The 12,514-nt window shown below is 41.3% G+C and carries 12 protein-coding genes; 6 read left to right on the forward strand and 6 right to left on the reverse strand.

Annotated elements, in window-relative coordinates; genetic code table 11:
* Positions 1–5: 5 nt before the first annotated feature.
* The 5 genes from asnB to recF all read right to left on the reverse strand — a co-directional run bounded on the left by asnB (position 6) and on the right by recF (position 5,473).
* Positions 6–1,874 carry an asparagine synthase (glutamine-hydrolyzing) gene (gene asnB / locus Q0058_RS05345; protein WP_298221712.1) on the reverse strand — a complete coding sequence of 623 codons (1,869 nt, stop codon included), beginning with the start codon at positions 1,872–1,874 and terminating at the stop codon, positions 6–8.
* A 2-nt stretch (positions 1,875–1,876) separates the two neighbouring features.
* The gene (locus tag Q0058_RS05350) at positions 1,877–2,950 is read right to left on the reverse strand and encodes a glycosyltransferase (protein WP_366869716.1); all 1,074 of its coding nucleotides are present in this window, start codon (positions 2,948–2,950) and stop codon (positions 1,877–1,879) included.
* Positions 2,950–3,624, reverse strand: coding sequence for a DUF2461 domain-containing protein (locus Q0058_RS05355; protein WP_298221713.1), 675 nt, complete (start codon positions 3,622–3,624; stop codon positions 2,950–2,952). The genes Q0058_RS05350 and Q0058_RS05355 overlap by 1 nt, the downstream gene beginning before the upstream one ends.
* 2 nt (positions 3,625–3,626) lie before the next feature.
* Positions 3,627–4,322 carry a rhodanese-like domain-containing protein gene (locus Q0058_RS05360; RefSeq protein ID WP_298221714.1) on the reverse strand — a complete coding sequence of 232 codons (696 nt, stop codon included), beginning with the start codon at positions 4,320–4,322 and terminating at the stop codon, positions 3,627–3,629.
* A 71-nt stretch (positions 4,323–4,393) separates the two neighbouring features.
* Entirely contained in the window at positions 4,394–5,473 is a 1,080-nt protein-coding gene (recF, locus tag Q0058_RS05365) for a DNA replication/repair protein RecF (protein WP_298221715.1), read from the reverse strand.
* Between the two features lie 238 nt (positions 5,474–5,711).
* Between recF and Q0058_RS05370 the strand changes: the two genes are divergently transcribed.
* The 6 genes from Q0058_RS05370 (at position 5,712) to Q0058_RS05395 (ending at position 11,898) form a co-directional block, all read left to right on the forward strand.
* Positions 5,712–6,497 carry a tetratricopeptide repeat protein gene (locus Q0058_RS05370; protein WP_298221716.1) on the forward strand — a complete coding sequence of 262 codons (786 nt, stop codon included), beginning with the start codon at positions 5,712–5,714 and terminating at the stop codon, positions 6,495–6,497.
* A gap of 69 nt (positions 6,498–6,566) precedes the next feature.
* Complete coding sequence (gene ribH / locus Q0058_RS05375) at positions 6,567–7,136, forward strand: 6,7-dimethyl-8-ribityllumazine synthase (RefSeq protein WP_298221717.1); 570 nt, start codon at positions 6,567–6,569, stop codon at positions 7,134–7,136.
* Between the two features lie 143 nt (positions 7,137–7,279).
* Positions 7,280–9,151, forward strand: coding sequence for a DNA mismatch repair endonuclease MutL (gene mutL, locus Q0058_RS05380; protein ID WP_298221718.1), 1,872 nt, complete (start codon positions 7,280–7,282; stop codon positions 9,149–9,151).
* Entirely contained in the window at positions 9,148–9,897 is a 750-nt protein-coding gene (locus Q0058_RS05385; protein ID WP_298221719.1) for a rhomboid family intramembrane serine protease, read from the forward strand. Before mutL ends, Q0058_RS05385 begins: the two co-directional genes overlap by 4 nt.
* A gap of 79 nt (positions 9,898–9,976) precedes the next feature.
* The gene (locus Q0058_RS05390; RefSeq protein WP_298221720.1) at positions 9,977–10,849 is read left to right on the forward strand and encodes a rhomboid family intramembrane serine protease; all 873 of its coding nucleotides are present in this window, start codon (positions 9,977–9,979) and stop codon (positions 10,847–10,849) included.
* Positions 10,849–11,898, forward strand: a complete 1,050-nt coding sequence (locus Q0058_RS05395) for an endonuclease/exonuclease/phosphatase family protein (RefSeq protein WP_298221721.1) — start codon at positions 10,849–10,851, stop codon at positions 11,896–11,898. Before Q0058_RS05390 ends, Q0058_RS05395 begins: the two co-directional genes overlap by 1 nt.
* Here the strand turns inward: Q0058_RS05395 and Q0058_RS05400 are convergent, their stop codons facing one another.
* The gene (locus Q0058_RS05400; protein ID WP_298221722.1) at positions 11,899–12,510 is read right to left on the reverse strand and encodes a WbqC family protein; all 612 of its coding nucleotides are present in this window, start codon (positions 12,508–12,510) and stop codon (positions 11,899–11,901) included.
* Positions 12,511–12,514: the final 4 nt, after the last annotated feature.

The raw sequence follows: 12,514 nt of genomic DNA on the forward strand, positions 1-12,514 counted from the left end.
TTGGGTTAGCGTGTTTCCAATACGGTTGAAAATTTTTCGACATAATACTTCATCCAGATGTGCATCATGAACAACGGGATCACATAAGAAACCATGCGCGTGTCGCCTTGCTGTAGTTTTCCAATCAATTTCTTGATATCGATGTGTTCAAAATAAGGCATCTTGAACATATCGCTTCTTGAAAACGCTTCGAGTTCTTCACGGAATTCTGGACTTTTGGTAATGTAATCGCCCCAAGGCGTGCTCAATCCTACTTTTCTGAATTTCAAAATTTCATCTGGTAAACGATCTTGCATCGAGGATTTCAGGATGAATTTCCCTTTCTTGCCCGTGAACAACCATTTGTCTTCGAGGGAACCCAAACCGGCAATCAGACGTTGGTCTAAGAACGGCTCGCGGCATTCAATCGAAGCGCCCATCGTGCAACGGTCATTGCGGTCTAAAAGCGAGCACAAATAAGTATGCTGGTCGAAATAAAGCACTTGCCTTCTCAAATTTTTCGGATACAAAGAACGGGCTTCTTCATATATCTTTTCTCTGTAAGTATTTTTAGGTACTTGACTGATTCCAAAAGTGTTGGCGATGTCTTTTGGGAAAATATTGCAGCCATTGAACATAATCAGATCACGATTATTTTTAATCTGCGCATAACGGATCAGCTTCTCAAAACGCGGTTTTTTTGAAAACGCTTCAATGCTCGAAAGTGCGCCTACCGAATGCAGCAACGACGGATATTCCAAAGGTTTGTATCGCACGTAACCGCCCATGAGTTCGTCAGCACCTTCGCCCGAAAGCAACACTTTGACGGCCGGTTTTGCGAGTTGAGAAATCGCTAATAAATGCGGTTCGCTCAAATGCATCAACGGTTCATCTTGGAAATACGTGGCTTTCAGCAATCGGTCATACAAAGCGGAACCTTCCAATTGTAAGGTGTTGAATTTATAATCGTATTGCTCCGTAAGTTTCTTGGCGAGATGCGATTCGTTATGCTCTTCTTCCTTAAAACCAATTGTGTATGCCTGAATGTCTTTGAATTTCTGGTGGTGCAACGAAGCCAATACCGACGAAGAATCCAATCCGGCACTCAACAAAACACCAACCGGAACATCACTGACCATGCGAAGTTGGATCGAACTGTCGAAAGTCTCGCGAAACCAATCCAAAGGTTTACGGATGTCCGCATGATTCTGGATTTCACTTTTAAGATCCCACCATTTTTCAGTGACGATTTTCCCACTTTCGTGAATGGTCATCGCGTGTCCGGGCAGCACTTTTTGCACAAGCTCGAACATCGTGTTTTCCCCAGCCACAAAACGGTTGAAGATGTATTCCTCGAGACCATTGTGCGCAATCTGCAAAGGAACTCCCGCTTTGAACAACGCTTTCTGTTCCGAAGCGAAGTAAAACGTTTCCTTATAGAATGCGTAATACAAAGGCTTCACACCCATTCTGTCGCGAACTACCGTAAGTTTCTTTTCGAGCTTATCCCAAATCGCAAACGCGAACATCCCATTAAGTCGGTTCAGCATTTTGAGGCCTTGCCATTGGAACAATTTCATCAGCACTTCAGTATCCGAATGCGTCCTGATTGCGAAACCGTGACTTTTGAGTTCGCCGTAAAAATCTTTGAAATTGTAGATCTCACCATTAAAAACCATGGCGTACCTGCCATCCTCGGAAAGGAAAGGCTGATGTCCGGCTGAGGAAACGTCCAGAATCGATAATCTTCTGTGTCCCAAGCCTATATTCTGATCGATGAAAATGCCTTTGTCATCCGGTCCGCGATGCTCTAAGGCATCACGCATTTGTGTCAAAACGCGCTCCTCTACTTTTCTTTGCGATTGCAAATGCAATATGCCGTTAATTCCACACACGCTTAATTGACTTTATAATTGGTTATTAATTCGTGGTAGCGGTCGGCAATCAACTTCATATTGATCGCGTAATTGGCTTTTTCTTCCACAAATTTTCTATTTTTGATGATCACTTGTTCTCTGTATTCTTTATTTTCGAGCGCCCACAGTAATTCCCGCGCCAACATTTCTTTATCATCAACCGCTACGAGTTGCCCGTTTTCACGGTGCGTAATCCAACTTTGATTGCCCAAAACATCCGTAACAATTGGGTAACATTCAGCGGCCATCGCTTCAAATAAGGAAGCTGATACACCTTCTGTTATAGGCATACTGATGTAAAAATTGGCTTGCTGTAACAATTCCGGCAATTTGCCATTTGGGATTCTTCCCGTAAATTCGACTTGATGCTCTATATTCAGTTTTTTTGCCAATTCCTTCAAAGGCTGACATTGCGTTCCGTCGCCAACAATCGTGAGCTTGAAATCGATGCCTTTTTCATTAAGCATCGCAAATGCTTTTAAAATGGTGCTATGACGGTATTCAGGCAATAACGAACGGGTTACAATCGCATGAATGCCTTTGATTTCAGGCTTAGCATTCTTTTTAAAAAGATTGAGGTCAATACCTTTAGGCAACACCATGACTTTGTTCATATCGACCTGCGCTTTTTTCATCGAAAAAGTCATTACGGTGCCCCAAGCGTGTATCAACGTCGCTTTTTGAAACGCATAATGTTGAATGAGTTTTTTAACCGGAAACAATATCGAATTCTCAGGCCACAAATCCGTAATTCCTTGTTGTGCTATGGCGAATGGTTTCACGCCCGATAACGCTGCCAGAAAACCGTAGCTGGTCGTTCTTTCAGCAATGACCATATCGGGCTGGTTCTCGTTGATTAGTTTTTTGATGTTGATCAGCGCCTTGCAATATTCCATAATGCGCGACCAACGATTGAAAAATCCGGCACTCGAAGTTTTCAATTCCCAAGTCAGGATTTCGAAATCGCCGAATTCCTGCAGGCCTTTCATCCAGGTGATGGCGTCAGCTCGGTAAGTTTCGCCGAGAAATAGTATTTTCCTTTTTTTGGTTTTCACTATTCCTCAGAAGTTAAAGCGCGGTTGATGAAATCGTTCAAAGGTTTGAGTGCGAAGAATTTTTTACTGATCTCAGCCACAAAATCTTTTTGGGTTGCGGCAGAAGCATTGAATTTTTGAGTGGCGGTAAAGCTTTTGAGTTTGAGGTATTCAATGGCAGGATGGTCTTTTTCGTAGCCTCGTGGTGGGTTTTTAAGCGTCGAATTTTCGTCACGGTTCAAATCACCGTATGTCGATTGGAAGTTTTTATCGTGCACAAGCTGCTCCAAATCTTCGTGGAAAAAATTGATTTCCTTTCTGATTTTTTGAAGCTGTTCGGGCATCGGACAATACATTCCGCCACCCACAAATGAATTTTCCTTACTAATTTGAAGATAATATCCAGAGGATTCGGCATTCTTAACGCCCGAAGTCAGCCAAATGCCCATATGTGTTTTGTAAGGCGATTTGTCCTTAGAAAAACGTATATCGCGGTTGATGCGGAACGCACAGTCTTTCACTTCGAGCATTTCGAGCGAAGGATCTAACGGTTTCATCACGTTGAGTAAATCACCAATAAGCTTGTGATAATCGGCTTTGTAGGCTTCGTACCGTTTTTTATTGGCCAAAAACCATTCGCGGTTGTTGTTGGCTTTGAGATCTTCAAGAAATTGAAGCGTTTCCTTTGACAGCATTTCTATTGCAATTGTTTTTTCAGTTCATCTTCACTCATAAACCCTAAATGCTTCCATTTCAAAGTAGCTCCTTCATAGTATAAAAGTGCCGGAAGTTCATCCAGTTTCAATTCCGAAATCAGGGTTTTATTTTCATCGGCATTCAAACGTACGATATTGATTTTACCTTTCATATCGGTTTGCATTTGCTTGATGTAAGGCGCCATTTTTTTGCAAGGCTCACACCAATCGGCATAAAAATTAACCAACACTTTTGGATCGGCTTTGAGCAAATCGCCATATTCCTGAGAACACATTCCAATGATTTTATCGGAAGGTTTTGCGAGTCCGGCGGCGTTCCATTTCATAATACCACCTTGTAAATCATATACTTTAGTAAAACCTAAATCAACCAATTTGTCAGAAGCTTTTTTGCTGCGTCCGCCGACCATACAATACACAAAAACAGGTTTGGTCTTGTCGAGTTTTTCGGCTTTGGTGGCAAAATCGTCACCGTTCCAGTTGATGTTTTGGGCGTTGTCTAAATGCTGGCTTGCATATTCTTCAGGAGTTCGCACATCGATGACCTGAGCATTCGGTGTAGCTTTAATTTTTTCGGCAAAAACCGCAGGCGCTACATTTTCATAAGCTTGATTTTGCGCGTGGCACGAAAAAAGTAAAAAACTCAAAAAGAGCAGTATGGGATGTTGAACTTTCATAGCAATCTTTTTAAAAAAGGCATCGCAAAATTACTCAATTTTTGATACCGTAAAATAAATTTACCTTTAATTTATAAGTTAAATATTTTGTAGCTCTGATGCGTCATTTTGACAATATTCTCGGTGCGTTCCGGGTGCGTGTCCGATATGAACAACTGCCCGAATTCGTCATTGTTGACCATAGCTACAATTTTGCTGACGCGGTTTTCATCGAGTTTGTCAAAAATGTCATCAAACAGCAGCACAGGTTTTTCGCCGCATTGCTTTTTGATAAATTCGAACTGCGCGAGTTTTAAAGCAATCAGAAATGATTTTTGCTGGCCTTGCGAACCGAATTTCTTGATCGGGAAACCATCAATCTCAAACGAAAGATCATCTTTGTGTATGCCGGTTGTAGTGTAATAAACGATGCGGTCTTTAGCCAAGTTTTCTTCTAGCAACTGCAACAATCCCTTTTCGTGCAACTGGCTTTCATAAACCAACTGCACCGATTCCTCGGAACCTGTGACGGCTTGATGATGCTGGTTGAAAATCGGAATGAACTCAGCTAAAAAATGCTTTCTTTTCTCAAAAATCGCGTGTCCGAGTTCGTGCAATTGTTCGTTGTAAATCGACAACGTGTCATTTTCAAAAACGTGATTGAGCGCAAAATATTTGAGTAACGCATTGCGCTGCTGCAGGATTTTCTGGTATTGTATTAATTGCTGAAGATAATTCGAATCGGATTGCGAAATCACCGTATCCATAAATTTTCTGCGGGTTTCACTGCCTTCCACAATTAGGTCGCGATCGGCTGGTGAAATGATCACAAGCGGAATCAATCCGATGTGGTCGGAGAATTTCTCATAAAGTTTGCCGTTGCGTTTGAGGATTTTTTTCTGACTTTTCTTCAAACTGCAAACAATCTGTTCGGTTCTACCTTTAATTTCAAACGTGCCGTCAATCACGAAAAACTCTTCGCCATGCTTAATGTTTTGCACCGCCAACGGATTGAAATAGCTCTTTCCGTATGCCAAATGGTAAATCGCATCGAGCACATTGGTTTTCCCGACACCGTTTTTTCCGACAAAACAGTTGATCTTGTCGTCGAATTCGAAATCGGCTTCCGAAAAATTTTTATAATTGAATAAAGCGATTGATTTTAAATACATGGAACTAGCAAAAGCATTATATTTACTGAGGAATTAACGTTTTCTAAGCGGCTGCAAATTATTGAAAATTATCGATAAAATGGCTGTTAAAAAAATTTCTGTTCCAAAAAAAAACCACCGAAACAAACACGAATTGGCAAACCAGCCACAGTATTTGAAAAATTTTAATATAAAATCAATTTTTTTTGCGTGGGATAGAATAAAAATTTTATTTTTGCGGCTCACTAATTTAAAATAAATGGCAACATATAATAAGAGAGGTTATAAAGCTCCAAAGGAAAAAGTTGAAAACGACAATGCTTTTATCGAAGAAGATGTAAAAGTTGATGAAAAAGACAGTACCACCGCCGGTGTTTTTAACTCTTTAGACCAAACCGCTTCCAAAACTGAGGAATGGGTTGCTAACAATCAGAAATATATCTTTGGTGTTGTAGCCGCTATCGCTTTGGTGACGGTGGGTTATTTAATGTATCAGAAATTCATCGTTCAACCTAAAGAAGACGAAGCCGCAAACGAAATGTTTGATGCGCAGCAGAACTTCCAGAAAGCGGTTGATGCTACGAAAAGCACTGATTCTTTGTTCAATTTAGCGTTGAATGGAGAAAAAGGAAAATCAGGATTTAAAGCGATTGCTGAAAATTATTCAGGAACTGCTGCCGGAAACTTGGCTAATTATTATGCGGGTATCGCTTATTTAAATACCGGTAAATACACTGAAGCGATCACTTCATTGGAAAGCTTCAAATCAGATGACGCGATCTTAAGCACTTTGGCTGTTGGGGCGATTGGTGATGCTTATGCGCAGAAAAAACAACAAGACAAGGCGTTAGAGCAATATGTAAAAGCGTCTGAAATGAACAAAAACGACTTGACTACGCCGCGTTTTTTAATGAAAGCCGGACAAACTGCTTTGGCTTTGGGTAAAAAAGCGGATGCGTTGAAATATTTCACAGAAATCAAAGAAAAATACGAAAGCACTCCTGAAGGTTCTACCGTCGATGCTTTGATTGGTTTGGCACAATAATTCTAGATTTCTGATTCAGGTTTTAAATCTAAACAGTCTTAAAATCTAATCTTTTAAATCTTTAATAAAATGGCTACAGCTAATAAAAATTTATCCAATTACGATAAAAAAACAATCCCAAATGCGAAAGATTTTCGGTTTGGGATTGTTGTTTCTGAATGGAACGATCACGTCACCAATGGCTTATTTTCGGGTGCCGAAGCAGCATTAATTGATTGTGGTGCGGCGCCGCAAAACATCCTCCGCTGGAACGTTCCCGGAAGTTTTGAACTGATTTACGGTTCGAAAAAAATGATTGAAACCCAAAGCGTCGATGTTGTGATTGCAATCGGTTGCGTCATCAAAGGCGAGACCATGCATTTCGAATTTGTCTGCGACGGCGTTACGCAAGGCATCAAAGATCTCAACGTTTTATCGGATGTTCCTGTGATTTTTTGCATGCTCACCGACAACAACGAACAACAATCGATTGACCGAAGCGGTGGCATCCACGGCAATAAAGGAACAGAAGCTGCGATTGCCGCAATCAAAATGGCTTATCTTCGAGAACTGGCCAGCAGAAATTACCAGCTCAACCAACAGGAAATCACTTCTGGGCAATTCCAGATTGAAGACAAAACCCTCAAACTCGAAGAATAGTTTTAATCGATTAACCATCATACGAAACCTGCTTTTTACGAGTAGGTTTTTTGTTTTTTATGATAAACTTGGCTGTAAAAGCTAATGGAAATTAGTTAAATTTGTACGCCTTGCAAAAAATAAAGTAACCATCAAATAGCACCATGTCGAGCATCATTCAGCTTCTTCCCGATCACGTTGCCAACCAGATTGCCGCCGGCGAAGTGGTGCAGCGTCCCGCATCCGTCGTAAAAGAACTGCTCGAAAATGCCGTGGATGCCAAGGCTACCGATATCAAACTCATCATCAAAGATGCCGGAAAAACACTGATTCAGGTCGTTGACAATGGCTTGGGAATGAGCGTGACCGACGCACGTCTGTGTTTCGAAAGACACGCGACTTCCAAAATCCGTCTGGCTGAAGATTTGTTTAAACTGCATACTAAAGGATTCCGCGGCGAAGCCTTAGCGTCGATTGCCGCCATTGCCCATGTCGAACTCAAAACCAAACAGGAACAGGAAGAACTTGGCACGCACATCATCATCGAAGGCAGTAAATTCCTGTCGCAGGATGTTGCGGTGTTGCCCAATGGTACTTCATTTTCCGTAAAAAACCTGTTTTTCAATATTCCGGCGCGACGCAATTTCTTAAAGTCCGATACGATTGAATTCCGCCATATCGTCGATGAATTTCAGCGTGTGGCCCTCGCCCATCCGAACATTCATTTCGCTTTTTACCACAATGGCAATGAAGTGTATATTTTGCCGGCGAGCAATTCCAGACAAAGAATCGTAACTATTTTCGCGGGAAAGACCAATGAAAAACTAGTTCCGGTACAGGAAGAAACCGACATCCTCACGATTGATGGTTTTGTAGGCAAACCTGAATTTTCGAAAAAGAGCAAAGGCGAACAGTTTTTCTTTGTGAACGACCGGTTCATCAAAAGCGGTTATTTGCACCATGCGCTGATGAATGCTTATGAAGGTTTGCTCAAGGAAGGTGCGCAGCCAAGTTATTTCCTGTTTTTGAATGTACCGCCGAACACCATCGATATCAACATTCATCCGACTAAAACCGAAATCAAGTTTGATGACGAGCAGGCTTTGTATGCGATATTGCGATCTTCAATCAAACACAGTTTAGGACAATTCAACGTCGCTCCTATTTTAGATTTTGACCGCGATGCCAATTTAGATACGCCTTACCATTATAAAAATACCGAAGCGGCTTACCCGACGATTCAGGTCGATGGCAATTACAATCCTTTTGCGGACGAAAAACCCACGAGAAGTCATGGCGGCGAAAAATCAAAATCGAGAAAACACAGTTACAACGAAAATGTTTCCGCTTCATGGGAAAGCCTTTATGTCGGCCTAAAAGACGATATTGACAGCGTTTCAGAAGCAGGCATGCAGTTTGAAAGCGAAGATTTGACCGCGCCTTTATTCGGCGAGAATGAAATCGAACAACAAAGCAACAAAACGTACCAAATCAACCGCAAATACATCGTCAATCCGATCAAATCGGGAATGGTCATCGTCGATCAACAACGTGCGCATCAGCGCATTCTTTATGAACAGTTTCTTACAAACATGACGGTTCAGCACGCTTCAAGCCAGCAGTTGTTGTTTCCTTTGCATTTGTATTTCTCGACCAACGAAATGGAACTGATCCGCGAATTGCAACTCGCTTTATCAAACACCGGATTTGTATTCGAATCAACCAACGAAGATAATATTATAATTTCAGGAATTCCAGCGAACATTACCGAAAGCGAAGTCAATGCGGTGCTCGAACAACTGTTGCGCGATTTGCAGCATGGCGTACCCGAGAACAGCTTCAGCCAAAATGATACGATCGCCAAATCGATGGCCAAAAGCCTCGCAGTCAAAAACGGAACTTATTTAACCGAAAAGGAACAGGAAAACCTTGTGAACGGCTTATTCGCCTGCAAGGAACCGAATGTTTCTCCTTTTCAAAAACCCACGTTCATCACGATGCATGTGGAAGATTTAGACAAAAAATTCGCGCTATGATGCAGATTACCCCTACGGTCAAACAATTGTTGATCATCAATGTTTTGTTTTTTATCGGAACCCAATTTGTGGGTGAACAGGCCTACGATTATTTATCGCTTTTCTTTTTTGAGAATGCGAAATTCCAGTATTGGCAACCGCTTACGCATATGTTTATGCACGGCGGCGTGATGCACATCGCTTTCAACATGATTGCTTTGTATTCGTTTGGTTCGGCTTTGGAGCATTTTTGGGGTGGTAAGAAATTTTTGTTTTTCTATATTTCGTGCGGATTGGGTGCTGCTGCCTTGCACACTTTGGTCAATTATTTTATGTTTCATCATGGCTTGAACGCTTTGATTGAGGCGGGTTTCAATCCAAAAGAAATATATGCACTGCTCAACCAAGGGCAAATGGATACGCGTTGGGTAGACACTTTAGGCAATTCTGGTTTATCCAATTTTGCGGGATCGTTTGCTTCTCCTGCAGTTGGTGCTTCTGGTGCCATCTACGGGCTTTTAGTAGCTTTTGCGTTTATGGTTCCTAATGCGGAATTGGCGCTGATGTTCATTCCTATTCCGATCAAAGCGAAATATTTCGTGCCTGGATTGCTGGTCGTCGATTTGATCCTGGGCGTTTCAGGAGAATCGATTTTTGGCGGTGCGAGTGGCATTGCGCATTTCGCCCACATTGGCGGCGCACTTGTCGGCTTTTTGATGATGTGGTATTGGAAGAAAACCAGTTTCAATAAGAACCGATGGAATTAAAATATTGAGCCAGAATCCGAAAAGTAAAACGCGACGTATCTTATAATCTTGAAGTCTTACAATCTTACAATCTAAAAAAATGAATCTCTTAGACGATTTAAAGTTGCAATATAAAATGGGTGGTTTTGAACAAAAACTCATCTACTGGAATTGTGGCGTCTTCTTGTTGTCGATTTTGTTTTTCTACCAATTCCGGTTGGGTTTCTTCGATTTTCCGAATTGGATTGCGTTGTCTTCCAACGGCATGGAAGCGTTATACAAACCGTGGACATTCCTCACATATTTCTTTTTCCACGCGGGATTTTTCCACTTGCTGTTCAATATGATCGTATTGAATTTCGCCGGGCGGATTTTCCTGACGTTCTTCACCCAAAAACAATTGTTAGGTTTGTATTTGCTCAGCGGTATTTTCGCCGGACTGGCTTTCACTCTCATCTATAATCTTTTAAGTCCCGGAAGTAGTTCTGCCATTGTCGGCGCTTCGGGTGCGATTATGGCAATTTTAGTCGCTACGGCTACTTATTCGCCTTTTATGAATTTAAGGTTGCTGCTCATCGGGAATGTCAAGTTGTGGCAATTCACGTTTGTGATTCTATTGCTCGACCTGATTCAGATTTTTACTGAAAATACAGGCGGTCATATCGCGCATTTGGCGGGCGCTTTCTTCGGATTCTTATACATCAAACTGTTGCAGAACGGCACCGATCTGAGTAAAATAGTTTCGTTTGTTTTGGACGGAGTTTCAAATGTGACCGCTCCCAAAAAAGCAACACCGTTTAAGAAAGTACACCGAAATTACAACTCAAAACCTACCGGAAAAGTATCCAAAATCGTAACAAAAGACAAGACGCAACAACAAATCGATGAGATTTTAGACAAGATCAGTAAATCAGGTTACGACAGCCTCACCAAAGAAGAAAAGGAATTTTTGTTTAAAGCCGGAAAACAATAATGAAGAAACTATCATGGTTCAATAAAGGCATGTTTCTGTTCAATATAGTGTTGACTGTATTGACATTTCTGGCTTATGTGCTGCCGTTTCTTGCGCCAAAATTGTTTCCGTTGTTGTCTGTACTTACCTTGATTTTACCGTTGTTCCTGATTCTGAACGGACTGTTTTTTATCTATTGGTTAATCCAATTCAAAAAACAGATTCTTTTGTCGGGATTGGTTTTGCTGATGGGCATCACTTTCATCAACAAATTCTATAAATTTTCCGCCGTCGACTTACCCAAAAGCGATCAGGATTTCGTCGTGATGAGTTATAATGTACGGTTGTTCAATTTGTTCAATTGGCTTCCTGATACTGATGTCGTGTCGTACATCAAAACTTTTATCAACGACAAAAATCCTGATATTCTATGCATCCAGGAATATTCTGCCGCGGCACAAATCGACTTGAAAGTCTATCCTTACCGCTACATTTTCATGCACGGTAACAAAATCAAAACCGGACTCGCAATCTTCTCGAAATTCCCGATTATTGATGAAGGCCAACTCGTATTCCCAAAATCGAACAACAATGCCATTTTTGCCGATATCAAGAAAGGAAAAGACATCATCCGCGTGTACAATATGCAGTTGCAATCAATCAAGATTTCACCCGACGTCAATGAGATTTCCGAAAACATCGACGAGATCAATCAGGAAAAATCGCAGTTGGTGTTCAACCGCATCAGCCTTGCTTTCAGGAAACAGCAACAGCAGGCCGAGATCGTGATGAACCATAAAAACCGTTGTGATTTCCCTGTGATTATTTGCGGTGACATGAACAACAGTCCGTATTCGTATGTATACAGAAGCATCAAAGGAAAACTTAACGACACCTTTGAAGAAGCCGGAAGCGGTTTTGGCAACACCTACAATTTCAAATACTATCCGGCGCGGATTGACTATATTTTTGCCGACAGCAAGATGAAAGTCAAAAGTTTCGAGAGTTTCCCAGACTTTGTCAATTCCGATCATTATCCGATCATGACGCGGCTTGAGATTGTGGAGTAATTAGAGTGTTTGGTTTTTTAAGTAATCGAGCGCAAAACGGCCTTCATTAAAAAGCAAATCCAAAATGCTTAGATTGTTCAGAAAACCATGCTTATCGCCGAAAACCTGCGTGTAAGGTTCGAAAACCGAAGTATCTTTTTTACCGTTGGCGAGGTTTCTGAAATCCGTGAAATCGGTCACTTCATGAAAATATTCCTGAGTTTGATGGTATTGAAAAGGCATCCCCAAACATTTCGAAACAATTTCGATGGTTTCAAAATTCAAATCCATCATGAACGTATGTTTCTTGGTGAAAATCGGGGTGATTGCATCTTCAAAATATTCAAAAAATGGCGAAGTTCTGTAAGCTGCTTCAAGCGATTTGAAATGTTGTTTTTGCCAATCGAAAGCGGTTTCTAGTTTGACTTCTTTGGTTTTCTGATGCTTTTCTTTGGTATGTTTTATAGGAATATTCAAAAGTTGGATGCCGTTCGGACTGTAAATCATCGTCCGATTGCGGTTGGTTTGCTTCTGAAAATTATCTTCCATTTCCATAGTAATTGAATCCGCCTGCGCCATGGCAACGAAATGACTGATCGATGGAAAATAGGTTGGATGGATTAAGATGTTCATCGTA

The sequence above is a fragment of the Flavobacterium sp. genome (assembly GCF_027484705.1).
Lineage (GTDB): Bacteria > Bacteroidota > Bacteroidia > Flavobacteriales > Flavobacteriaceae > Flavobacterium.

What these genes read in the sequence shown, in the direction of transcription:
- Q0058_RS05400 (WP_298221722.1), bottom strand. Translation starts at nt 12,510, where the DNA reads ATGAACATCTTAATCCATCCAACCTATTTTCCATCGATCAGTCATTTC.
- Q0058_RS05385 (WP_298221719.1), top strand. Translation starts at nt 9,148, where the DNA reads ATGATGCAGATTACCCCTACGGTCAAACAATTGTTGATCATCAATGTT.
- Q0058_RS05370 (WP_298221716.1), top strand. Translation starts at nt 5,712, where the DNA reads ATGGCAACATATAATAAGAGAGGTTATAAAGCTCCAAAGGAAAAAGTT.
- Q0058_RS05355 (WP_298221713.1), bottom strand. Translation starts at nt 3,624, where the DNA reads ATGCTGTCAAAGGAAACGCTTCAATTTCTTGAAGATCTCAAAGCCAAC.
- Q0058_RS05395 (WP_298221721.1), top strand. Translation starts at nt 10,849, where the DNA reads ATGAAGAAACTATCATGGTTCAATAAAGGCATGTTTCTGTTCAATATA.
- mutL (WP_298221718.1), top strand. Translation starts at nt 7,280, where the DNA reads ATGTCGAGCATCATTCAGCTTCTTCCCGATCACGTTGCCAACCAGATT.
- recF (WP_298221715.1), bottom strand. Translation starts at nt 5,473, where the DNA reads ATGTATTTAAAATCAATCGCTTTATTCAATTATAAAAATTTTTCGGAA.
- ribH (WP_298221717.1), top strand. Translation starts at nt 6,567, where the DNA reads ATGGCTACAGCTAATAAAAATTTATCCAATTACGATAAAAAAACAATC.
- Q0058_RS05360 (WP_298221714.1), bottom strand. Translation starts at nt 4,322, where the DNA reads ATGAAAGTTCAACATCCCATACTGCTCTTTTTGAGTTTTTTACTTTTT.
- Q0058_RS05390 (WP_298221720.1), top strand. Translation starts at nt 9,977, where the DNA reads ATGAATCTCTTAGACGATTTAAAGTTGCAATATAAAATGGGTGGTTTT.